The 21,795-nt window shown below is 60.1% G+C and carries 21 protein-coding genes and 1 riboswitch; of the genes, 6 read left to right on the top strand and 15 right to left on the bottom strand.

The features are described 5' to 3' along the window. Window positions 1-41 precede the first annotated feature (41 nt). Window positions 42-1,520, top strand: a complete 1,479-nt coding sequence (gene guaB / locus ABF757_RS00955) for an IMP dehydrogenase (protein WP_415480540.1) — start codon at window positions 42-44, stop codon at window positions 1,518-1,520. A 9-nt stretch (window positions 1,521-1,529) separates the two neighbouring features. Beyond that, entirely contained in the window at window positions 1,530-2,849 is a 1,320-nt protein-coding gene (locus ABF757_RS00950) for an RsmB/NOP family class I SAM-dependent RNA methyltransferase (RefSeq protein WP_415480539.1), read from the top strand. Here the strand turns inward: ABF757_RS00950 and ABF757_RS00945 are convergent. Beyond that, window positions 2,846-3,364, bottom strand: coding sequence for a L,D-transpeptidase family protein (locus ABF757_RS00945; RefSeq protein ID WP_415480538.1), 519 nt, complete (start codon window positions 3,362-3,364; stop codon window positions 2,846-2,848). The genes ABF757_RS00950 and ABF757_RS00945 overlap by 4 nt on opposite strands. Window positions 3,365-3,504: 140 nt before the next feature. On the opposite strand from ABF757_RS00945, the gene ABF757_RS00940 reads away from it, so the two are divergent. Then, window positions 3,505-4,218: a response regulator transcription factor gene (locus ABF757_RS00940; RefSeq protein ID WP_025859969.1), complete on the top strand. Its 714-nt coding sequence runs from the start codon at window positions 3,505-3,507 to the stop codon at window positions 4,216-4,218. A gap of 70 nt (window positions 4,219-4,288) precedes the next feature. Here the strand turns inward: ABF757_RS00940 and ABF757_RS00935 are convergent, their stop codons facing one another. The 6 genes from ABF757_RS00935 to cbiE form a co-directional block, all read right to left on the bottom strand. Then, a complete protein-coding gene (locus ABF757_RS00935) occupies window positions 4,289-4,441 on the bottom strand; it encodes a hypothetical protein (RefSeq protein WP_415480537.1) in 153 nt (50 codons plus the stop codon). A gap of 283 nt (window positions 4,442-4,724) precedes the next feature. Next, on the bottom strand, window positions 4,725-5,546 hold the full coding sequence (cobF, locus tag ABF757_RS00930) for a precorrin-6A synthase (deacetylating) (protein ID WP_415480536.1): 822 nt from the start codon (window positions 5,544-5,546) through the stop codon (window positions 4,725-4,727). After that, entirely contained in the window at window positions 5,543-6,847 is a 1,305-nt protein-coding gene (locus tag ABF757_RS00925; protein ID WP_415480535.1) for a cobyrinate a,c-diamide synthase, read from the bottom strand. The genes cobF and ABF757_RS00925 overlap by 4 nt, the downstream gene beginning before the upstream one ends. 14 nt (window positions 6,848-6,861) lie before the next feature. Continuing rightward, window positions 6,862-7,644, bottom strand: coding sequence for a precorrin-4 C(11)-methyltransferase (gene cobM / locus ABF757_RS00920; protein ID WP_415480534.1), 783 nt, complete (start codon window positions 7,642-7,644; stop codon window positions 6,862-6,864). Then, the gene (locus tag ABF757_RS00915) at window positions 7,641-8,042 is read right to left on the bottom strand and encodes a cobalamin biosynthesis protein (protein WP_415480533.1); all 402 of its coding nucleotides are present in this window, start codon (window positions 8,040-8,042) and stop codon (window positions 7,641-7,643) included. Before ABF757_RS00915 ends, cobM begins: the two co-directional genes overlap by 4 nt. Next, a complete protein-coding gene (cbiE, locus tag ABF757_RS00910; protein WP_415480532.1) occupies window positions 8,039-9,256 on the bottom strand; it encodes a precorrin-6y C5,15-methyltransferase (decarboxylating) subunit CbiE in 1,218 nt (405 codons plus the stop codon). Before cbiE ends, ABF757_RS00915 begins: the two co-directional genes overlap by 4 nt. Here cbiE and ABF757_RS00905 point away from each other — a divergent pair. Beyond that, on the top strand, window positions 9,255-10,022 hold the full coding sequence (locus ABF757_RS00905) for a cobalt-precorrin-6A reductase (RefSeq protein ID WP_415480531.1): 768 nt from the start codon (window positions 9,255-9,257) through the stop codon (window positions 10,020-10,022). The genes cbiE and ABF757_RS00905 overlap by 2 nt on opposite strands. Here ABF757_RS00905 and cobJ read toward each other — a convergent pair. The 7 genes from cobJ to ABF757_RS00870 are packed head-to-tail and all read right to left on the bottom strand — an operon-like array spanning window position 9,980 to window position 18,101. After that, entirely contained in the window at window positions 9,980-10,732 is a 753-nt protein-coding gene (gene cobJ, locus ABF757_RS00900) for a precorrin-3B C(17)-methyltransferase (protein ID WP_415480530.1), read from the bottom strand. The two genes, ABF757_RS00905 and cobJ, sit on opposite strands and share 43 nt — an antisense overlap. Then, window positions 10,729-11,508: a precorrin-2 C(20)-methyltransferase gene (locus tag ABF757_RS00895; RefSeq protein ID WP_415480529.1), complete on the bottom strand. Its 780-nt coding sequence runs from the start codon at window positions 11,506-11,508 to the stop codon at window positions 10,729-10,731. The genes cobJ and ABF757_RS00895 overlap by 4 nt, the downstream gene beginning before the upstream one ends. 4 nt (window positions 11,509-11,512) lie before the next feature. After that, complete coding sequence (locus tag ABF757_RS00890; protein WP_415480528.1) at window positions 11,513-12,142, bottom strand: precorrin-8X methylmutase; 630 nt, start codon at window positions 12,140-12,142, stop codon at window positions 11,513-11,515. Further along, window positions 12,142-13,311 carry a precorrin-3B synthase gene (gene cobG / locus ABF757_RS00885; RefSeq protein WP_415480527.1) on the bottom strand — a complete coding sequence of 390 codons (1,170 nt, stop codon included), beginning with the start codon at window positions 13,309-13,311 and terminating at the stop codon, window positions 12,142-12,144. Before cobG ends, ABF757_RS00890 begins: the two co-directional genes overlap by 1 nt. Beyond that, window positions 13,311-16,550 (bottom strand): cobaltochelatase subunit CobN, encoded by a 3,240-nt coding sequence (gene cobN, locus ABF757_RS00880; RefSeq protein ID WP_415480526.1) that lies wholly within the window; start codon window positions 16,548-16,550, stop codon window positions 13,311-13,313. The genes cobG and cobN overlap by 1 nt, the downstream gene beginning before the upstream one ends. Before the next feature lie 22 nt (window positions 16,551-16,572). Beyond that, on the bottom strand, window positions 16,573-17,631 hold the full coding sequence (gene cobW / locus ABF757_RS00875; RefSeq protein ID WP_415480525.1) for a cobalamin biosynthesis protein CobW: 1,059 nt from the start codon (window positions 17,629-17,631) through the stop codon (window positions 16,573-16,575). Beyond that, window positions 17,628-18,101, bottom strand: coding sequence for a DUF1636 family protein (locus ABF757_RS00870; protein WP_415480657.1), 474 nt, complete (start codon window positions 18,099-18,101; stop codon window positions 17,628-17,630). The genes cobW and ABF757_RS00870 overlap by 4 nt, the downstream gene beginning before the upstream one ends. 41 nt (window positions 18,102-18,142) lie before the next feature. Further along, a riboswitch (cobalamin riboswitch) is annotated at window positions 18,143-18,375 on the bottom strand. Window positions 18,376-18,438: 63 nt separating this feature from the next. Here ABF757_RS00870 and cobO point away from each other — a divergent pair. Next, window positions 18,439-19,086: a cob(I)yrinic acid a,c-diamide adenosyltransferase gene (gene cobO / locus ABF757_RS00865; protein ID WP_025859961.1), complete on the top strand. Its 648-nt coding sequence runs from the start codon at window positions 18,439-18,441 to the stop codon at window positions 19,084-19,086. A 12-nt stretch (window positions 19,087-19,098) separates the two neighbouring features. After that, entirely contained in the window at window positions 19,099-20,550 is a 1,452-nt protein-coding gene (locus ABF757_RS00860) for a cobyric acid synthase (protein ID WP_415480524.1), read from the top strand. On the opposite strand, the gene cbiB is transcribed toward ABF757_RS00860, so the two are convergent. After that, window positions 20,516-21,499 carry an adenosylcobinamide-phosphate synthase CbiB gene (gene cbiB / locus ABF757_RS00855; protein WP_415480523.1) on the bottom strand — a complete coding sequence of 328 codons (984 nt, stop codon included), beginning with the start codon at window positions 21,497-21,499 and terminating at the stop codon, window positions 20,516-20,518. The two genes, ABF757_RS00860 and cbiB, sit on opposite strands and share 35 nt — an antisense overlap. Window positions 21,500-21,795: the final 296 nt, after the last annotated feature.

The following is a 21,795-nucleotide window of genomic DNA, read 5'->3' as shown; positions in this document are numbered from 1 at the left end:
GTTGGCCTGCCTCGTTGTTTTTCAGCAAGGGTGCCCGTTGCATGACTTCTTCCCCCTACAGCCGTGTTCTAGAAGCTCTGGCGTTTGACGATGTGCTCGTCGTACCCGACGCTTCCGATGTCGTGCCCGGACAGACCGAGGTGCGCACGCGCCTGACACGCTCCATCGAACTCAATATCCCCCTGATTTCCTCCGCCATGGACACCGTGACGGAAGACCAGATGGCCATCGCCATGGCCCAGCAGGGCGGCCTTGGGGTTATTCACAAAAACCTGACCTCTGAAGAACAGGCGGAGCAGGTTCGCCGGGTCAAGCGTTTTGAATCCGGCATGGTGGTCAACCCCGTGACTGTCGGCCCTGACCAGACACTGGCCGAAGTCCGTGCGATCATGCAGCACCATGGCATTAGCGGCCTGCCGGTTGTGGAACCGGGCTCGCAGCGACTGGTTGGCATTCTGACCAACCGTGACGTGCGTTTTGCGGTAGACCTCAACCAGCGCGTGTCTGAACTGATGACGCGCGATAATCTGGTAACCGTGCGCAACAGTGTCGATGCCGACACCGCCCGCCAGATCCTGCACAAACACAGAATTGAAAAACTGCTGGTTGTTGATGATGCAGGCCGCTGCATTGGCCTGATGACAGTCAAGGACATGGACAAGGCCGTAGCCCACCCGCTGGCCATCAAGGACGCCATGGGTCGCCTGCGCTGCGCTGCGGCAACGGGTGTTGGCGATGACGGGTTCAATCGTGCCCGCCTGCTGGTTGAGGCCGGGGTGGATGTGCTTGTTGTCGATACGGCGCATGGTCATTCGGCAGGTGTGCTCAAGGCTGTGGAACGCCTCAAGGCGTTCGATTCCTCTGTGCAGATCGTGGCCGGTAATGTCGCAACGCCAGAAGCCGCTCAGGCACTGATTGCAGCCGGCGCGGATTGTGTGAAAATCGGCATCGGACCGGGCTCCATCTGCACCACACGCATTGTGGCCGGTGTAGGTGTGCCGCAGTTCTCCGCCGTTCTGGAAACGTCTCAGGCCTGCCGCGAACTCGATGTGCCGTGCATTGCAGATGGCGGTGTCCGCACATCGGGCGATCTGGTCAAGGCCATTGGGGCCGGGGCCGATGTGGTGATGATCGGCTCTCTTCTGGCTGGCACGGATGAAGCGCCGGGCGAAGTGTTCCTGTATCAGGGCCGCTCCTACAAGTCTTACCGTGGCATGGGCAGTCTGGGCGCCATGGCCCGTGGTTCGGCGGACCGCTACTTCCAGCAGGAAGTCAAGGATGCCCTCAAGCTCGTGCCCGAAGGTATTGAAGGGCGCGTGCCTTACAAGGGCAGCATGGCGGCGGTCATTCACCAGCTCGTTGGCGGCCTCAAGGCAGGCATGGGCTATACGGGTTCGCGACAGATCACCGACCTGCAAACCCGTGCACGTTTCCGCCGCATTACCGGAGCGGGCCTGCGTGAAAGCCATGTGCACGACGTGTCCATCACGCGTGAAGCCCCCAACTACCGTCAGGACTGACAGCCTAACATGACACCTTCCGCCAGGCTCGCCGCCAGCATTGACCTGCTGGCGGCCATGGAAGCCGCCCCGCGTAAACCAGCGGATGCCGTAGCCAACAGTTTTTTTCGGGAACGACGCTATATTGGCGGAGGGGACAGGCGAGCCATATCCGGGCTTGTCTGGGATGTCATGCGCGGCTGGCGCAGGCTGGGCTGGTGGCTGCAAAAGCAGAACCTGCCGGTTTCGGCCCGTCTGCTGTGCGGGGCACGTCTGGTGCTCGACGGCATGGCCGTATCAGCCGTAGCCAACCTGTATGCCGAGGGCCGTTACGCCACCGGCGTGCTGGAACGGCACGAGTGGGATGGCTTTATTGCCATGCAGGACAAGCCACTGGACAACCCGGACATGGCACGCGCGGTGCGTCTGGAACTGCCTGACTGGCTGCTACCCCGGTTGGAGGAAACCTTTGGCCCGGCTCTTGAGACCGAAGTCAAAGCTCTTTCAGGGGAAGCACCGCTGGACCTGCGGGTGAACACATTGCTCGCAGATCGTGCCGAAGCCCGCAAGGCGCTCGCACGGGAAGGCCTGCATGCGGAACTGACACCGCATTCCCCCTGGGGACTGCGCCTTGAAGGGCGTCTGCCGGTTACGGCCAGTGCGCCGTTTCGTGATGGCCGGGTGGAAATACAGGACGAAGGCAGCCAGCTTGTTGCGGCCATGACAGCCGCCGGACCGGAAATGCGGGTGCTGGATTACTGTGCCGGAGCTGGTGGTAAAACACTAGCCATGGCGATGATGATGAATAATCGCGGGCATATCGTGGCGTGCGATGTGTCCGAGCCCCGGCTTGACGGAGCTGTGCGCCGCCTGCGCCGCGCAGGCGTGCATAATGTGGAACGGCACCTGCTGGGTGCGGGGGACAAATGGGCCAAGCGCCGAGCCAAGTCGTTTGACCGGGTTCTGGTTGATGCGCCGTGCAGCGGCACAGGCACATGGCGGCGTAACCCCGATGCACGTTTCCGCACCACGGAAACCGATCTGGCCGAGTTGCTGGTCAAGCAGGCTGGCATCATGGACAGGGCAGCAGCGCTTGTGCGGCCAGGCGGGCGCATGATTTACGCGACCTGCTCGCTGCTGAAAGCCGAAAATGCGGATCAGGTCAGTGCGTTTCTGGCCCGGCATCCTGATTTCAGGCTTGTGCCATCAGAGGCTCCAGACCTCCCCGAAGCCCTGCGGCATGAAAGCATGATCAGCCTGACACCCGCGCGCGATGAAACCGATGGTTTCTTTGGGGCTGTTATGGAACGCATTCCCGAGCAGGACACAGCGGCCACCCCGCAGGCTTAAACGCCTCGGGGGTGAATGGTGATAGCCTGCGCTTTTGCCGCCAGAACAATGCGCAGGTCACTTTCACTCAGCGCCACGCAGCCTTCCGTCGGTGCCCGGTCAGGGCGCTGCAGGTGCATGAAAATGGCTGAGCCCGCACCGGGGTGCGCGGGTTCATCATTATACCCGATAACGACCAGCAGATCATAAACATGGTCATCCCGCCACAGACGTTCATGCCGGGCAGGGTGGGGCAAGGTAACAAGCCTGTTATAATCGGCGGAGGTAGGGTCATCGCACCAGCCATCCGTTGGCGCTATGGGTGAGAGGGGCAGGGTGGTAACGGGCCGGGCAATGCGGTCTGCGCGGTAAAAAACCCTGCGCAGGGGGTAAACGCCGGTTGGGGTGCACAGGTCGCCTTCGTGCTTACGTTCGCTTATGCCGTTTTGTCCAATGCAGGCCTTCATGATATTGTTTCCGCAATGCAGTCGTGCATCGCTCAGGCTATCTGCTCCGGCATAGATATGTATCATCATTACCAATCTTGCCCCCGTTTATGGCTTTCTGGGGGTATTGACGTATCATGCGGACTAACAGAAACCGAAGCGATTCGGATATTGAACGTAGAATATGTCAGACAGCCGCGATGTAGGCTTGAGACAAGGAGATGGACCCCATGACGGGTGCGCGCCCCATTTTGGTTGTTGATGATGATCAGGTTATCCGCAAAACATTGTCGGAACAGTTGCAGCTTGACGGTGAATTTCAGGTTATTGAAGCCGCAACACTGGCGGAAGCGCGCGAAAAAATAAAAGGCCCTGATGCACGGTGCGATGCGCTGCTGCTCGATGTCAGCCTGCCTGACGGAGATGGCCGAGATTTCTGCGCAGAAATCCGCAAGGAAGGCCTGCGTATGCCGGTGATCATGCTGACCGGCTCTGACGATGAGGCAGATATTGTCCGTGGTCTGGATGCTGGCGCGAATGATTACGTGGCCAAGCCTTTCCGTATTGCCGAACTGCTGGCACGCCTGCGCGCCCAGCTCAGGCTGTTCGAAAACAGTGAAGACGCAGTTTTCTCGATCGGGCCTTATACGTTCAGGCCCTCCGCCAAGCTTTTGCAGGATACGGTCAAGAACCGTCGTATCCGCCTGACGGAAAAAGAAACCGCCATTCTCAAGTTTCTGTACCGTGCGGGCACACGTCCCGTGCCGCGTCAGGTTCTACTGAACGAGGTTTGGGGCTACAACGCCGCCGTAACCACCCATACGCTTGAGACGCATATCTACCGTCTGCGCCAGAAAATCGAACCCGATCCGGCTCATGCCTCGCTGCTGGTGACGGAAGGCGGCGGTTATCGCCTCAACCCTGAACTGGAAACGCAGAGCTGAAAAAAAACAGCCTGCATGAATAGATATGGGCCGCAGACGCACTGAACGTCTGCGGCCCATGTTTTTTGCGCTAGTGTTCTATGACATCCAGAATTTCGTATTTTGCAAATTCTTCCATGATTTCGGAATAACGCTTCCAGTTTTCAGGAGATGTCGTGGGCGTCGTGCAGTCCGCGTAAAAGAAATACACATGATGTTCCGAGTTGGATCGAACCAGCCCCATGGAAATCAGGTTGTTTTCCGTCAGACCTTCTATCTTGTATTTACTGACATGCCCGCGCTTCTGTAACCCAATCGGCGCATAATACCTGTTTAGGATATGGAACGTGCCATCATCATTAATTTCTATGCAATAAGGTAGAAATACTGTTCTTACGGTGGGCATGATAATCCTTTCATAAAAATACCTCACCAGAGCTTAGCATTTTTCTGCGAAAGGTATTTTGCTTTTTAAATTTCTACTGCTTTTTCATAAAAAGGAAACAAAACTAGGCACCGTTCCCGTTTTATGGAGCAGCCTTTCCACCATGCGGCATAATAGTCCGGCGCAGAAGATAAATATCCATGATCCAGCCATGCTGTTTACGAGCTTTGGCACGAGTGTGTATAATTTCATCAGCCATGTCTGATAATGCACCGGCACGGAGAATCTGCTCGGGCATACCAACATACGCCCCCCAGTAAATCTGCACGCCTTCAGGGTCGATATGGGTAAAAGAACATTCCCCATCGAGCAGAATAACGAGTGTATCAACGCCGTCCGGCCAGCCCTTTTCACGCAGATGCCGCCCCGTCGTCACCATGAAAGCGGCCCCGATTTCATTCAGGGCAATTGTATGAGCCGCCGTAAGGGCATTAATCGACATAATGCCGGGAATACTGCGGATACGCTCAGGCGGCAGCAGACGAGCCGCAATTCTGAGCGTGCTGTCATACAGAGCCGGGTCGCCCCAGACCAGTAGCGCAACCCGGCCACCTTTTGGCAGATGCTCAGCAATCTCACGCGTCCAGACAGCGGCTATGGCGTCATGCCAGTCCTCAACACCCCTCAGATAATCGGGGTCGGCAGCATCCCGCACCGGCATATCAAACGACACGATACGCGTTTTCGGGTTAGTCAGCACATCCCTGCACAGCGTTTCGCGTAAGATGGCCAAATCAGCCTTTGCTTTTCCTTTTCGGGGAATAAGGATCAGATCAGCGGCATTGATTTCACGTATGGCGGCCAGAGTCAGGTGCTCCGGATTGCCCGTACCAATGCCGATCAGTGAGAGCGTGAGCATCTCATGCCCTTCGTGGTCCGTAAGGGGTGGTAATACGCCGTTCATGTGGCATCCGCGATAAAGTGGAAAAACGTGCCGGTGGCGTTTTCTCTGCGCGAACCTGTTTCTGGCACAGCAGCACCATTCGCATCCACCACATGGGCCAGAGGCTCATCCGGCTGTGCCGTTATGGTGGCATAGTGGAACTCATGCCCCCGCAAGCGCTGGCCAGCCTCACGGCCCGCCATTGGGCTGCTTAGTGTCGCCAGCCTATAGCCCAGATGCATGCGCCGCTTGGCAAAGGAGGTCTGTAACCCCAGAAGGCCCGCCATGCGATGCGTAACCCCATCCGCATCGGTCAGCGTTTCCCCCATGACCATATAACCACCACACTCGCCATGCACGGGACGCGTGCGGGCGAAGTGTCGCAACCCTTGCTGGAAGTGCCCGGCATTAGCCAGCACACCCGCATGCAACTCGGGATAACCGCCGGGGAGCCAGCACAGATCAGCCGAAGGAGACGGAGCCTCATCCGCCAGAGGGGAGAAAGGCAGAATTTCGGCCCCAGCCTGTCGCCATTGTTCGAGAAGATGAGGGTACATGAAGGAAAACGCCCGATCCTGCGCCAATGCTATGCGCTGTCCCGGTGGGGCAATAAAAGGTAATGGCCCGCAAGACACTGCGCCTGAAGCAAGCTGGCGCAAACGCTCCAGCCTAACATGGCTACCGATAAAGGCCGCAAGGGCTGACAATGTCGCCTGCAGATGTTCGTGCTCTCCCGCCTGCACCAGCCCGAGGTGCCGCTCCGGCAGGGTTACATCGGTCTGGCGGGGTAGGGAACCCAGCACCTCAATACCCGCCTGTTCCATACCAACACGGGCCAGAGCTTCATGCCGGGGGCTGGCAACCCGGTTCAGAATCACACCTGCAAGCCGCACATCAGGCCTGAAAGTAGCAAAGCCCTTGGCCACGGCGGCGGCGGACTGCGCCTGACCGGAAACATCAAGCACCAGCACCACCGGCCAGCCCATCATGGCCGCCATATCGGCACTGGCACCATTGCTGCACGCACCGGGAGAGGCCACGCCATCAAACAGCCCCATGGAGCCTTCAGCAATAATCAACTCTGCATCGCGGGCTGTGCTGACCAGTCCAGCCATATGCCGCGCATCCATCGCCCAGCTATCCAGATTGAAGGATGGCCGCCCTGATGCCGCGGCGTGGAAAGCGGGGTCGATATAATCCGGGCCGTTTTTAAAGGCACGGACATCCAGCCCCTGTGCGCGATATGCTTCCAGCAGGCCGAGGGTCAGGGTGGTTTTGCCCGAACCTGAAGCCGGAGCCGCAATAACAAGTCCCCCGGGCATGCCTGATGCGTTTCTCATGGAGTTTGCGGAAAGCGCGGCTGCGTGCCAACCGGGCGGTAACGCCTGTCGTAATCAGCGGCATACAGGCGGCTTTCCTCAAAATCACCGGCTGCCAGAGGGGCACCGACAAGAATAAGGGCCGTACGCTCCATCTGCTCGGCAATATCCGTATCAAGCGTGCCCAGTGTCGCGCGGACAATTTTCTCATCCGGCCAACTTGCCCGCCATACCACGGCTATGGGGCAGTCGGCTCCATAATGCGGCAATAGTTCGCTGATAACGCGAGGCAGAACATGCACGGACAGGTGGATGGCCAGTGTTGCACCGGTCTGGGCGAAAGCACTCAGGGTTTCGCGCTCCGGCATGGCACTGGCGCGGCCCGAGGTGCGGGTCAACACCACGGATTGCGCGACACCGGGGCGGGTCAGTTCCACATCCAGTGCAGCGGCCGCCGCCGCGAAGGACGGTACGCCGGGCGTGACATCGTAGGGAATATCGAGCGCCTGCAAGCGGCGGATCTGTTCCCCCATCGCGGACCAGACCGACAGATCACCCGAATGCAGCCGGGCGATATCCTGACCCTGATCATGAGCCGAGACGATTTCCGTCATGATCTCATCCAGCGACAGAGGTGCGGTGTTAATGATCTTTGTACCCGCAGCGCAGTGCTCCAGCACCCCTGCGGGGATAAGTGAACCCGCATAAAGGCAGACAGGGCTTTGTGCGATCAGCTTGGCACCCCGCAGGGTCAGAAGATCAGGTGCGCCGGGACCCGCGCCAATGAAATGAACGGTCATGCCCTGATAAATCCTTCTGTCTCGGCCATGGCGGCGCTGGCTGTACCATCAGGCGATACGATACGTGATACGATAATGCGCGCACCTTCTCCCGCGGCCAGCAGGGCCGTAGCCTCCGCTATGCTACCGGTGGCAAAAAGGGCTTCAATCCGCGCCGAGCGGGTAGGGGTAGCAACCCCCACCACTCTGGTTTCATCCACCGCAATGACAGGCAGCGCATAAGCCTGCGCCAGACACCGCAAGGCCGGGTGTTCCGCCCTACGTGCAAGAGTGGCCATGGCGTACAGAACAGGCGGCTTACCATCATGAGCACGGGCTGCATCCAGCACACGGGCCAGCACTTCCTCCAACGCATTGCGTGGAGCATGGGGGCGCAGGCCAAACCCTACAACCCTCATCGGATCACGCTCCACTGCACAACCGGACGCGAGGGAGACCAGCCGCGCATGCGCCCCAGAGGTTGGGAGTGCGCCAGTTCTATCCGCAGCAAGCTTCCTCCAGCACGGGCATGCCATGTGGCCAGCAGCGTTTCGGTTTCCAGCGTTACGGCATTGATAACAAAGCGTGTGCCCGCTGGCACCTGCTCCCACACACGCGCCAGCAGCGCCTCGCTCGCGCCGCCGCCAATAAAAACAGCACTGGGAAGCATTTGGGGCAGGGTGCTGTTTGTATCCGCCTGTAACACGCTCAGCCTATGCTCCACGCCAAACCGGGCTGCATTAGCGCGTATGCGTGCACAGCGTTCAGGATCACGCTCAACAGCGCAGGCCCGCCCGCCAGACAGACACCACTCCACACTGATGGAGCCCGAACCAGCCCCCAGATCCCACAGCACTTCCCCCCGACGCGGGGCCAGAGCGGACAGGGTGAGGGCACGTATGGGGCTTTTGGTAATCTGCCCGTCATGCGCGAATAGATCATCCGACAGACCGAATCCTGCGGGCAGCCCGGCAGTATGAGGTCCGCTCCCGGTCATGGACAGGGCAACAGCCACCGGGGCCTGAATATCCGTCAGGTCAAAGCTGTTAGCCCGTGTGGTTCTTATACGCTCATACGCCCCACCCAGCGCTTCCATGACATGCAGCGTGCTAAGCCCGAACCCGCGCTGTTCCAGCCAGTGGGCAAGTTCTTCGGGCGCCTTACTGTCACGCAGGAGGCATATTGCCTGCCCGCCGTGGTACAGGCTTGGCACCAACCGCTCAAAAGGTGCTGCATGCAGACCCAGACAGGGTGTTTCTTCCAGACGCCACCCCATACGGGCTGCAACCCATGAAAATGTTGAAGGCGCAGGGTAAGCCCGCCATTCTCCGGGCGTGAGATGTGTGCACAGACTACCCCCCGCGCCGTGCCAGAATGGATCGCCTGAAGCCAGAACCACCACCTTGCGCCCACGCAGGGCCAGAACCGGCTCTACGCTAAAGGGCACCGGCCACAACCGCGCACGGGAAGACGCCTCAAGCCCGGCCAGAGCCAGATGACGGGGGGCCCCAAAAACCACCTCAGCCTCATCCAGCGCGGCACGGCTTGCCGGTGGCAGCGCTTCAAGCCTATCTTCCCCCATGCCAATGACAGATAGCCAGGGAAATGCCGTGCCGGGAAGAGGCTCAGACATGCCACGTATCCTTCTGCTGGGTGGCACAAGTGAAGCCTCGCAGATGGCACGCGCTCTGGCGGATAGCGGAGCTAATGCCGTTTTTTCCTATGCCGGACGCACGACGGCACCCGTAAGCCAGCCCCTGCCAACGCGGATTGGCGGTTTTGGCGGCGTGACAGGACTGGCCACCTATCTGCGGGCCGAAAACATTACCCATGTTATCGACGCGACCCATCCCTTTGCCGCGCAAATGAGCGCCAATGCGGTTGCTGCCTGCGGCATGACCAATGTGGCGCTGTGTGCGCTGGAACGTCCGGCATGGCGGGCGGGGCCGGACGATACATGGCTGTCCGTGCCCAATACTGAAGCGGCGGTGCAGGCTTTGCCAGACAGCCCAGCCCGCGTGTTTCTGGCTATCGGCAAACAGACACTCAGCGCGTTCAGCCATAAAAACCAGCATTTCTATCTGCTGCGGCTGGTTGATGCCCCCGACACGCCGCTGCCGTTGCCACGAGCTCAAGCCGTAATTGCACGCGGGCCGTTTACTGAGGCCGAAGACCTCGCCCTGCTGCGCACGCACGCCATCACGCATATCGTCGCCAAAAATGCTGGAGGCACAGGTGCCCGCGCCAAGCTGGATGCCGCGCGGGTTCTGGGGTTGCCCGTAATCCTGATCGACCGACCTGCTGTGCCACCCCGGGCGGTCAGGTATAGTATAGAGGCTGTCATGAACTGGCTGGCTCATGGCGCGGAGGCAGGCACCACCACAGAGCGTGGTGTATAGACCCAGCGACCAACCTGCCGGGTCAGGCTGTTGCCAACAATAACGACCGTGCGCATATCCGCCATATCGGGGGTAGCCTGCGCCAGCGTGACTGTCCGCACGGTTTCATCGGGTGTGCTGACTGCACGGGCAAAAATAACAAGGCGCTGGCTTTCGCATTCTTCGCGCAGGATTTCCAGCACATGAGCGAACTGGTGCGGGCGGCTTTTGCTGCGCGGATTATAAAAAGCCATGGCAAAATCACCACGCGCCGCCATGCGTAGCCGCTGCTCGACCACGCTCCATGGTTTGAGATTGTCAGACAGGTTGATGGCGCAGAAATCATGCCCCAAGGGGGCTCCTGCCCGGGCCGCTGCTGCCAGCATAGCGGTAATGCCCGGCAGAATACGGATATCCGTATTTGTGTCGTAGTTTCCGGATTCAAGCGCTTCGAACAGGGCGGACGCCATGGCGAATACGCCGGGATCGCCTGATGACACAATAACCGCGTGCCGACCCTGCCGGGCCAGTTCCAGCGCATGACGGGCGCGGTGCAGTTCCTCACGGTTGTCACTGGGGTGCAGGGTTAAACCGGGACGGGCCGCAATACGGGCGACATAGGGAATATACCCCAGAATATCGGTGGCATTATTGAGCGCCCTCTGCACTTCCGGGGTAACCTGTTGTGGATCCCCCGGCCCCAGACCCGCGACAACAACACTCCCGCTCATGGCTGTGTTCCATCTGTGTCAGTAGCACCTGCCATAGCCTCAACCTGTTGACGCCGTTCCGGGCGACGACCATTGCCATGCACCAGCACGATTGCAAAATAGGGGCAATCCTGCTCGGCGGCTTCCTCCAGCCGGATAACCCGCTGGTTGGGCATGGTGCCGCGTTCGATCAGCCATGCCCGTTCAAGCAACCCGGTCTGGGCCAGCGCCCGGCGGATTTTTGGCAGGTTACGGCCTGTTTTCATGATCACCAGCGCATCAGCCTGACTCATGTGGTGCACAAGCGCTGTTTCAGACAATGTACCCGGTAAGACCGCCAGAACATCATCCCCGCATGTAATGGGCTGCCCCGTTGCGTGCCAGCAGCCAGTCATGCCGGGAATACCGGGTACAACCTCTACCGGGCAGCGCCCCTGCAAGCGGGCATGCAGGTGAATGAAGGAACCGTAAAGGAACGGGTCTCCTTCGCAAAGGACAATGACATCGTGCTTTTGCGCCATCTGGCAAAGCCGGTCGGCCCAGTCATCATAAAAACTGGCCAGCAGGTCGTTATAGTCAACGCAGGCAAAGGCAATTTCTGTCGTAACCGGATATTCCATAGGATATTCCGTTACATCCGGGTGGAGCATCCCTTCCACAATCCGGCGCGCCTGCCCCAACTGTCCCGCCTTGCGAAAATAGGCCACATGCTGGCCACCTTCGATCAGCCGGGCCGCCTTGCGGCTCATCAGATCCGGGTCTCCGGGGCCAAGTCCCACGCATATGATCGTGCCCATGCGGCTACTCCCTGTCGCAGGCCAGCGCATTGACGGCGGCAACCGTCATGGCCGATCCACCCAGCCGACCCCTTACAATCAGAGCGGGACAGGGAGCATCTTCCAGCAGCGCTTCTTTTGATTCCGCCGCCCCCACAAAACCCACCGGGCAGCCGATAATGGCGGCCGGTCGTGGGCAGGCGAGATCTTCAAGCATGTTCAGCAGGTGGAAAAGGGCTGTCGGCGCGTTGCCAATGGCAACAATGCTCCCTGCAAGAAAGGGCCGCCACAGTTCAATGGCAGCCGCGGACCGGGTTGTACCCATGCTTTGCGCAAGGTCTGGCACCGTGGGTTCATGCAGGGTGCAGACCACCCGGTTCTGTGCGGGCAGGCGTGAGCGGGTAATTCCTTCGGAAACCATACGAGCATCACACAGAATAGGTGCGCCACCCTGCAATGCTGACCGCGCTGTTTCCGCCATACCGGGTGTAAAAACGATATTTTTTTCCAACCCAACCATACCGGCCGCATGGATCATGCGCACGGCAACCTGTTCTTCAGTCGGGCTCAGGCCGTCCAGCGTGGCCTCTGCCCGGATGATGGAAAAAGACTGGCGGTAGATGGCGGCGCCATCGGTTTCAAAGCAGTGGGGCATCAGTCCTTGGTCATCAGCTCGGGGTGGGCGCGCAACCTTTCGGGTGAAAGGTTTCTGGCTATGGGCTGGTCTGTTGTAGTGCCATGATGGATGAGAGCAAACCCCCCGCTTTGCGCAACCAGTGTCAGTGTGGTCGCCTGCGGATGCGCACACCCCTTGGCACAGCCCGAAACATGCAAAAATGCGTGGGCAGGCACATGGGCCGCAAGATCAGATGCCAGTGCACGCACGGGTGCGAGCGCCTGCGGGCAGGCAGGTGCCCCTGTGCAGGCCGCCACACGCAGGCGGGCATCCCCGGCCTGTAGAAGCTCCGCAAGATCAGGAGCCTGTGTCACACCCTCCAGAACGATCATGCGCCATGGCGTCAGGCGCAGGGGAGCCATGGTGGACAGTGCGCACAGCGTTGAGGCATGGCATTGCCCGAAAGCCACTCCCGCCATCCACCCGGCTGAAGTCATCCCGGGTTCAGGTATGAAAGGCGGGGCGAGCGGCACAGGCGTATTATATTCCGGCGGCAAAGGCATATGCCGCACATGGCTGGCCATCCGCCCCCGGCCATTGCACACACCACCACTGCGCACAAACCAGTTTGCCAGCGCCATGGCCTGTTCAACCACATTATGCGGCTCTACCATCCTGCCTGTTTGCGCACCATCAGGATAGAGAAGCAGGGAGCCCGCCTCTGTGCGTTCGATACGGATATCCGCCGAGGCCTGCCGCAGAACCGGAGGGCCCGCACAATCAATAGCAAAACCGAATTTACCCGGCAGGCGTAGCCCGCCATGCACTATGGCGTGTCGGAGACTATTCTCCAGCGCCTGCGCCAGTGCGATTGTCCCATCATCTGCCTTCCAGAACGGCGTGACCATGATGTTGCGCGCTGACTCTGTCTCGGGGTCAGTATCAAGCAGGTCCAGAGCGTTAAGCCCCTCCAGCACGGCGGTATGCCCCTCCGGCTTTATGCCCCGCAGTTGCAGGTTGGCGCGGGCCGAAAAATCAACCAGCCCATTCCCATAAGCCTGCGCCAGTTCCGCCAGTCCACCAACCTGCGCGCGCGACAGGCAGCCACCATGTGGGCGCACCCGTACCACCAGCCCGTCTCCTGACAGCATGGGGCGAAGAGCGCCGGGGCACCATCCTTTGATTAGGGGGGCGGATGAACCTGACATCAGCCGGGGGCATCCAGTCTGGCAATAATGGAGTTACTACGGCTCCGCCACAGCCCTGCGGTAGCCAGAGCTTGAAAACGCGTGCGCAGCGCCTCCAAAGCCATAGGGTTTTCCCGCTCCATGAAAGCGGACACATCGTCCCGCCCCAATGTTGCTTCAAAATACAGGTCGAACAGATGTGCTGGCACCTGCCGCGTCAGATGGGCGAAGGCGGCCAAGTTGTCCAGTGTAGCCGCTATTTCTGCTGCCCCACGAAAACCGTGGCGCATCATACCCGCCGCCCAGACCGGGCTGGTCGCCCGTACGCGCACAATGCGGGCCAGTTCCTCGCCCAGAATACGGGCCTGTGGTGCTCCGGCACGGGTTGTATCAAGGTGGTACAGTGCAGGCTGAGCATGCCCCAGAGCCGCCATAGCCGCCGAAAATCCACCTTCATGGGCAGCATAATCGCGGGCCAGCAACAGATCCATTTCGGGCAGGTCCTGAATATGGGTGAAGGTATCAGCCGTCCGCAGCCGCTCTTCCAGCGCTGCGCGGTCACGCTTTATGGCGCCTGTGGCGTCCATGCTCCATTCAGAGGCTTTCAGCCACGCTTCACCCGTAGCCTGTCGGCTCTGCTCATCAAACCGTTCTGCCGGGTCCTCCATGGCCAGACCATAGGTGCCGGGGCGCGGGCCAAAAACACGAGGCGCGCTCTGACGGTAAGGATTATTGAGCATATCCTCGCCCGTACGCTCGGCCAGCGCGCGGGTTGCGACATCGAACAACCGCGCCAGATCAGGAAAAACATCCCTGAAAAGGCCCGATACGCGCAGTGTGACATCAATCCGGGGCCGCTCCAGCAGCACGGGCGGCAGGATTTCAAACCCCGATACCCGTTCCGAACCCGGCTCCCACATGGGGGCAAGCCCGGCAAGATGCAGCGCCATGGAGAATTCTTCCCCCGCCGTGCGCATGGTCGCGGAACCCCACAGATCGATAACCAGCCCTTTTGGCCAGTCTCCATGGTCCTGCAAATGACGGCGGAGCAGTTCCTCCGCCAGCTTTACCCCCTGCGCATGCGCCGCGCGGCTGGGCACGGCGCGGGGGTCCACAGCATACAGGTTGCGCCCTGTGGGTAGAACATCCGTCCGCCCCCGTGCGGGCGAGCCTGATGGCCCGGCTTCAACCCGCAAGCCCGCCAGTGCGCGCACAAGGCCATGGTTTTCGCCTTCGCCCTGTCCGTAAACATGCAGGCCATCGCCAAACTGGCTTTCTTTCAGGTCGCAGACAAAGCGGTCGATCCGCACCATGGCTTCTGCCGGGCTTGCCGCAGTATCCAGCCCCAGATCAGCCTCCACGCCAGTAGCACGGGCTTCTGCCCGGATAAGGGGGATAAGACGGTTGCGGCGAGCCGGGTCCAGACCATCGGCTGTGGCGTATTCGTCCAGCAACCGTTCAAGATGCAACAGACTTTCTGGCACATTGGCCTGCACCATAGCGGGAGGCAGATGTCCGAGGGTAAGAGCCCCGATCCGCCGTCGGGCCTGTGCAGCCTCGCCGGGATCGTTGACGATAAACGGATAAATGACAGGCATGGCCCCGCAGAGCACTTCCGGCCAGCAAGTTTGCGACAGGGCAACAGCCTTGCCCGGCAACCACTCCAACGTGCCATGCGCGCCAACATGCACCAGAGCATGCAGGCCATGCTCATGCAGCCAGAGATAAAACGCCACATACGCATGGCAAGGCACACGGGCGGTGTCGTGATAATCCGCATCGCGCTCGGCATGACGACCGCGTTCGGGCTGAAGAGCCACCAACATGCGGCCCCTGCGCGTGAGCGCGAAGTGAAACATGCCATCGCGCACGACAGGGTCGTGCTCCGGCGCGCCCCAGACCTGCTCAAGCTGCTCCCGCAGGAGAGCGGGCAAGCGTTTAAGTGCTGCCTTGTATGCAGAGACTGACCATGTGGCTTCCTGCCTTGACAGGGCCGTGGCCAGAGGCTCGCCCGCCTGTGCAAGTGTATAGCCTTCCGCCGCCAGCGTTTCCAGCATGGCCTCGGTTGAGGCAAGGGCATCCAGCCCCACGGCATGGGCCATCTGGTCTGTTCGGCCCGGGTAGGTGGAAAGCACGAACGCCACGGCGCGCTGGTGGGCAGGCGTTACGGCGAGCCTGTGCCAAGCTGCCACCTTGTCCGCAATGGCCGCGATCCGGTCAGGAACAGGCTGATGTATGGCCCGGGCGAACTGGAGCGCCTCGTCCGGTGTTTCCAGCGCCTTGAAGCTGGCAACACCAGCCATGATCCGCCCGTCCACTTCCGGCAGAACAACGTGCATGGCCAGATCTGCTGGGGAAAGCCCACGCTCGGCGTCTTGCCAATCCTGCTGGCTGCTGGTGGCAAGAGCGATCTGAAAAACCGGGCAACCCGGCGCATCCAGTGGAGAAGAGCCCCCTGCATCCTGCCCGGAAAAAGCCGTGGCGTTGACAATAACGGCCGGGCTGGCCTGCCTAAGTGCCGCACGGAGCCATGGAGCTGCGGCTCCCTTAAGAGAGGGGGCAAACAGACCCGCGACACGAAACCCACGCACTTGCAGGGCCTCTATCAGCGCATCAATGGGTGCCGTGTCAGCACTGGTCAGATACGCTCGATAGAATACGACAACCGCAAGCGGGCGGTCTCCCTCGGGCGGGGCAGGCATAACGCCCATACCGGGCTGGTACCAACCATAATCCGGGATAACAGGCACTGGGGCCACAGGCGGCGCGGGCATGCCTGCAGTTTGCGCCAACAAGCAGAGTGCGGCATGGGCTGCCTCTGCCCCACCTGTGTCACACAGCCGGGCAAGATTACGCAGGCTTTCGGCAGGAACGGTCGAAAACTCATCCAGTGTCGGGTCAGCCCTGCCATCAGCAGGGATAACAGCCAGCGCCATGCCGGTAGAGCGGGCCAGAGCGTTGAGCTGTTCCAGCCCGTAGCGCCAGTATCCCGCGCCGCCAATCAGCCGCACCAGCACCGCCCTGCTGTTGGCGAGAGTACGCTCGATATAGGTATCGACACTCAGGGGATGTTTAAGGGCGGCAAGGTTGGCAAGGCGCAACGCGGGCAGGGAGCCCTGTCCAACCTGCCAGCCTGCCGCAAAGGCACTCAGGTCACTGTCTGAAAAGGACAGGACAACAAGCGGGGCAGGGCTCTGGCCGAGATCCGTGGCATTCTCCAGCCCGTCAAGGCCACGGTTTTCCCGGAAGATAACATGCATTACCCTTAGCCCCGCCTGTGCTTCAGCCCGCCTGTATCTGCGCGGTCGCGCCGAGCAGAACAGCCTGCACGGCCTGCGGGTTCAGATGGTCATGCTCGGCAATAACCACAAGGCGCCCCTCACGCGGGCGATTGCCCCATGGCTGGTCAAACTGGTGGCGCACTCTGGCCCCTACAGCCTGAACCAGAAGCCGCATGGGTTTACCCCGAACCGCGACATACCCCTTGACGCGCAGAATATCCTGTTCGCGTGCAAGGCGGATAATCGCCTGAGCCAATGCCTCGGGGTCATCAATCTCGGGCAGGGTTACGACCGTGCTGTCGAAATCCTCATGTTCGTGTTCATCCTCACCATCATGGTGCGAGGGACGGGCGGCCAGATCATCTTCCGCCGCTGCGTTCAGGCCCAGAATAACGGTGGGGTCAATCGCACCATCACGGACGGGCAGAACGGGCAGGGGGCGCGGCGCTTCGGCCAGAATAACCGCACGCGCGGCTTCCAGCGTTGCCTCATCCACAAGGTCGGCCTTGGTCAACAGCACGAGGTCAGCACAGGCAATCTGGTCTTCAAACACTTCGGCCAGAGGGGTTTCGTGGTCGAGACTGTCATCCTGCGCACGCTGGGCGTCCACTGCGGCGGGGTCGGGAGCAAAACGCCCGACTGCCACCGCTTCCGCATCGGCCAGAGCAATCACGCCATCGACGGTAATGCGCGAGCGGATGGAGGGCCAGTCAAATGCCTTGAGCAACGGCTTGGGTAGCGCCAGACCCGAGGTTTCAATCAGGATATGGTCAGGCTTCTGAGGCAGGGCCATGAGCTGTTCAACCGTAGGGATGAAATCATCTGCAACAGTGCAGCAGATACAGCCATTGGCCAGTTCCACAATCGCGCTTTCGGGGCAGTTTTCATCCGCACAGGCCCGCAGGATTTCGCCATCCACACCCACCGTGCCGAATTCGTTCACCAGCACGGCCAGCCTGCGTCCGCCGGGGTTTTGCAGCAGATGGCGGATAAGGGTGGTTTTTCCTGCCCCCAGAAAGCCGGTGACAACCGTAACGGGAATTTTGGCAAGAGTGTTCATGGTGCAATCTCCTGTGGAGGAATACGGGCAACGCATTGCTTGCGGAAAATGACAGGGCGTTCACGCCACGGTGGAATGCCATCGGCACTGGCTATGTAGCCCTGAGCGCCCAGCAGAATATCCGCCACATCGGCCTCGCTCAGATTGCCATAGATATAGGTCCATGAACCGGGTCGGGCGAGGGCTATGGCGCAGCCCCGTGAACAGGCAGAAAGACATTCTACCGCACGAATAACCGGACGGGGCTTATCTTCGGCGTCGACCGAAGAAGCCTCCTGGGCATCCTGCAGGGCGGCGAGCAGGCGGGCACCCGCCACAGGCTGCCCCTCTATTGGAGCCACGCCAGCCCGGCAGGTTGAACAGACATAAAGGATTGTCTGAGCGGAGGGTGTTTCTGCGGCCATCTGTGCTGCGCCCTTGTCTGTCATGGGGCAGGGCGTGGGTATGGCAAGACCCAGCCCGCATGACATGCGCACAGGGCTGAATATCCGGCCACAGCGCACCCCGGCTGTCCGTTCAATCCGTGCTGGCAGGTCTCCCGGCTGACAGATCCGGGCGCGAACCCCCATGGCCTCCCCGCCTTCCCGAACCTGCGCTCAGTGGCTCTGGGGGAAACCTGATCTGCTGACGGTCGCGGGGGCGGCTGCGTTATGGAGAGCGGGCAGGCCCACTTTCTTTCTGCATTCCCTCTTCGCCCATGTCCGCCATGGTGGCAGACGCAGGAACCAGCCTGAGTGGATTGAGCTAGCAGGCCGCATCTGTCAAGCTGGAGCCTATTCTCAGACAGGACCGGAAGCTTCCGTACTCATGCCAACATCTTCTACCCAGCCTCAAAACGAACCCACCACCACGGATGATGCCGCCCAGCACGCACAGAAAATGGCGCGCATCAAAGCCGCACGGGATCGGATGATGGCCACAAAGGAAGGGGAGAAAGGCCTCGTGATCGTCCATACCGGGGCGGGCAAAGGCAAATCCTCATCCGGTTTTGGTATGATCCTGCGCTGTATCGCCCATGAAATGCCCTGCGCTGTCGTGCAGTTTATCAAGGGCGGATGGGATACTGGCGAACGGCGGCTGATCGAGACGCATTTTGGTGGACTCTGCCAGTTTTACGCTATGGGCGAGGGGTTCACATGGGAAACTCAGGACAAGGCGCGCGATATCGCCGCAGCCCGCCGTGGTTGGGAAAAAGCCAAGGAGCTGATCCGCAACCCAGAAATCCGTATGGTTTTGCTGGACGAGATCAATATCGCCCTGCGGTATGACTACCTGCCCATTGAAGACGTACTGGCCTTCCTGCGTGAAGAAAAGCCGCCTTTGACCCATGTCGTGCTGACTGGCCGCAACGCAAAGCCGGAACTAATTGAACTGGCCGATCTGGTTACCGAAATGACACTGCTCAAGCATCCGTTCCGCGCCGGGATCAAGGCGCAGCCCGGCGTCGAGTTTTAAGGACGCCTACCCATGCCCGCACTGATGATTCAGGGCACCGGCTCGAATGTGGGCAAATCCCTGTTCGTTGCCGGGCTTGCACGCGCCGCCCTGCGGAGGGGGCTGCGTGTTGCCCCTTTCAAACCCCAGAATATGTCCAATAATGCTGCCGTTACTGCCAATGGGGGCGAAATAGGCCGCGCGCAGGCCCTTCAGGCACTGGCCTGCGGGCTTGAACCCCATACGGACATGAACCCCGTGCTGCTCAAGCCTGAATCCGACCGGGGTAGTCAGGTTGTGGTACAGGGGCAGGTGCGCGCAACCGTTCAGGCGCGCGACTACGCCTTACTCAAACCAGCACTCATGCCAGCCGTTCTGGAAAGCTTTCATCGCCTGCATGAAGCCTATGATCTGGTGCTGGTTGAAGGAGCTGGAAGCCCGGCCGAGGTCAACCTGCGGCAGAATGATATTGCCAATATGGGGTTTGCCTGTGCGGCGAATGTGCCGGTCATTCTTGTAGGGGATATCGACCGAGGCGGTGTTATTGCCCAGATCATAGGCACACAGGCTGTTCTGCCTGAAACTGACGCTGCCATGGTAAAAGGCTTTATCGTCAATAAATTTCGTGGGGACCCAAGCCTGTTTGATGACGGTTATGCCCTGATCCGTCAAAAAACCGGCTGGCCGGGTTTTGGTGTTCTGCCATGGTTTGCGGCCGCTAGCACCCTTCCGGCGGAAGACGCGCTCGATCTGCGCAGAACCTCTTCTGGTGGGCGTATAAAAGTGGCTGTGCCCATGCTCTCACGCATTGCCAATTTTGATGATCTGGACCCTCTGGCACAGGAGCCCGCCATTGACCTGACCATGATAGCGCCGGGGCAGGCGATCGCAGGAGATTGTGACCTGATTATTCTGCCCGGCACGAAAAATACCCGCCTTGATCTGGATTTTATACGCAGTCAGGGTTGGGATATCGATATTACTGCCCATGTGCGACGGGGCGGGCATGTTCTAGGTATCTGCGGCGGTTACCAGATTCTGGGTAATAGTGTAAGCGACCCCCTTGGGCTGGAAGGGCCTGCTGGCAATATGCCCGGTCTGGGCCTACTCAATGTCGAAACCACCATGCTGGCGGAAAAACATGTCAGACGGGTAGAGGCCGTTCACGCTGCCAGCGGTCAACCGGTATGCGGTTATGAAATTCACCTCGGCACGACGGAGGGGCCAGACCGACTTCGCCCGTTTGCTACCGTGCAGGGCAGGGCGGAGGGCGCTCAGTCGGCGGATGGGCTTATCTGCGGCACCTATCTCCACGGCCTGTTTACGGATGATCGCTTCCGCGCCGCTTTTATCGCAGGGCTAGGCGGACAGCCCTCCACATTGCGCTACTCGGAAAAAATGGAACAAACACTCGATGCGCTAGCCGTGCATATTGAGCGCCATGTCGATGTTACCGGCCTGCTCCGTATAGCGGGCTGCCGGTAAAAAACAGTATCAGCAGAAACAACGTCGCCAGCAACACAACCCGCCGGTAAAGAACCAGTCCGGCAGCCAGATCAGTTGGTGTGGGGTCAGGGGCTCCATCATTCAGCCATGGGTCGCGGCTGGGACCTTCCGCATACAGGCGTGGACCGGAGAGACGAATACCCAACCCACCAGCCATGGCGGCTTCCGGCCAGCCTGCATTGGGGGAACGATGCCGCCGGGCATCACGCAGCATGACCCTGAATGCCCGTAAAGGAGCGGCGCTGGCGAGCGCGTATAAAACGCCAGACAACCGCGCAGGCGCAATATTCACCACATCATCCACCCGCGCCGCGGCCCACCCGAACAGCCTGTAGCGGGGCGTACGGTTGGCAATCATGGAATCCATGGTGTTGATGGCTTTGTAGGCATAAAGGCCGGGCAAACCGAGCAGCACACCCCAGAATAACGGTGCCACCACGCCGTCGGACGTATTTTCAGCCAGACTTTCCGCCGCAGCGCGGGCAATGCCCGCACTGTCCAGCACATTCGGGTCTCGCCCCACAATCATGGACACAGCCTTGCGCGCACCGGGCATATCTCCCGCACTCAAAGGCTGAACAACCGCCAGAACATGCACATAAAGCGAGCGAGCGGCTAGAAGAGGCCATGCCAGCCCCCCTCCTGCCAGAACCCCCAGGCCGTTATGAGGCAGCAAGAAGCACAAACCCAGACCAACGCCCCCGGCAAGACCGGTAACAACCAGCACAACTGCCACACCAGCAAGCCTGCGCAATACAGGGGAGAGCGCGTCACGGTTCCAGTTCCGGTCTAACCCTGACACCACATGCCCGATCCAGCTTACCGGATGCCCAATGCGAGCAAAAACCAGCGCCGGCCAACCGAGCAGGGCATCAAGCAGCAATGCCACCACCATCTGCCCTGCATGAAAAGCAAAACTATCCAGCACGTTCCCACCCGCTATCCGCCACAGGGCATGCCACTTTCGGGCATTTAATGTGTTCTAATGCCGCGTTCGGACAGGGAAAGGAAGAAGAAGCCCGGAAAGACAGAGCCAGTCCCAGGAGAAAGCACAGCCCACAGAAAGCGGATTGGGGCCATGGGACAGAAATAAAAGAAAAAATTCACATTCCACAATTATCCCTCTTGCCAGTCAGCAACGCTCAGGCTAAGAACAGCCTCACAAACCGGGGTGCGTAGCTCAGCGGTAGAGCATCGCCTTCACACGGCGGGGGTCACAGGTTC

Source organism: Acetobacter papayae (genome assembly GCF_047721125.1).
Classification (GTDB): domain Bacteria; phylum Pseudomonadota; class Alphaproteobacteria; order Acetobacterales; family Acetobacteraceae; genus Acetobacter; species Acetobacter papayae.
This window is presented reverse-complemented; position numbering and strand designations above follow the sequence as displayed.

Bases quoted from the DNA above. Each gene is read 5' to 3' on its own strand.
- guaB (WP_415480540.1), top strand. From the start codon at position 42: ATGACTTCTTCCCCCTACAGCCGTGTTCTAGAAGCTCTGGCGTTTGAC.
- cobF (WP_415480536.1), bottom strand. From the start codon at position 5,546: ATGAACGGCGTATTACCACCCCTTACGGACCACGAAGGGCATGAGATG.
- ABF757_RS00935 (WP_415480537.1), bottom strand. From the start codon at position 4,441: ATGGGGCTGGTTCGATCCAACTCGGAACATCATGTGTATTTCTTTTAC.
- ABF757_RS00925 (WP_415480535.1), bottom strand. From the start codon at position 6,847: ATGCCCGGGGGACTTGTTATTGCGGCTCCGGCTTCAGGTTCGGGCAAA.
- cobJ (WP_415480530.1), bottom strand. From the start codon at position 10,732: ATGAGCGGGAGTGTTGTTGTCGCGGGTCTGGGGCCGGGGGATCCACAA.
- cbiE (WP_415480532.1), bottom strand. From the start codon at position 9,256: ATGTCTGAGCCTCTTCCCGGCACGGCATTTCCCTGGCTATCTGTCATT.
- ABF757_RS00915 (WP_415480533.1), bottom strand. From the start codon at position 8,042: ATGAGGGTTGTAGGGTTTGGCCTGCGCCCCCATGCTCCACGCAATGCG.
- ABF757_RS00870 (WP_415480657.1), bottom strand. From the start codon at position 18,101: ATGTCATGCGGGCTGGGTCTTGCCATACCCACGCCCTGCCCCATGACA.
- ABF757_RS00905 (WP_415480531.1), top strand. From the start codon at position 9,255: ATGCCACGTATCCTTCTGCTGGGTGGCACAAGTGAAGCCTCGCAGATG.
- cobN (WP_415480526.1), bottom strand. From the start codon at position 16,550: ATGCATGTTATCTTCCGGGAAAACCGTGGCCTTGACGGGCTGGAGAAT.
- ABF757_RS00895 (WP_415480529.1), bottom strand. From the start codon at position 11,508: ATGGGCACGATCATATGCGTGGGACTTGGCCCCGGAGACCCGGATCTG.
- cobM (WP_415480534.1), bottom strand. From the start codon at position 7,644: ATGACCGTTCATTTCATTGGCGCGGGTCCCGGCGCACCTGATCTTCTG.
- ABF757_RS00890 (WP_415480528.1), bottom strand. From the start codon at position 12,142: ATGCCCCACTGCTTTGAAACCGATGGCGCCGCCATCTACCGCCAGTCT.
- cobW (WP_415480525.1), bottom strand. From the start codon at position 17,631: ATGAACACTCTTGCCAAAATTCCCGTTACGGTTGTCACCGGCTTTCTG.
- ABF757_RS00860 (WP_415480524.1), top strand. From the start codon at position 19,099: ATGCCCGCACTGATGATTCAGGGCACCGGCTCGAATGTGGGCAAATCC.
- cobO (WP_025859961.1), top strand. From the start codon at position 18,439: ATGCCAACATCTTCTACCCAGCCTCAAAACGAACCCACCACCACGGAT.
- cobG (WP_415480527.1), bottom strand. From the start codon at position 13,311: ATGTCAGGTTCATCCGCCCCCCTAATCAAAGGATGGTGCCCCGGCGCT.
- ABF757_RS00945 (WP_415480538.1), bottom strand. From the start codon at position 3,364: ATGATGATACATATCTATGCCGGAGCAGATAGCCTGAGCGATGCACGA.
- ABF757_RS00940 (WP_025859969.1), top strand. From the start codon at position 3,505: ATGACGGGTGCGCGCCCCATTTTGGTTGTTGATGATGATCAGGTTATC.
- ABF757_RS00950 (WP_415480539.1), top strand. From the start codon at position 1,530: ATGACACCTTCCGCCAGGCTCGCCGCCAGCATTGACCTGCTGGCGGCC.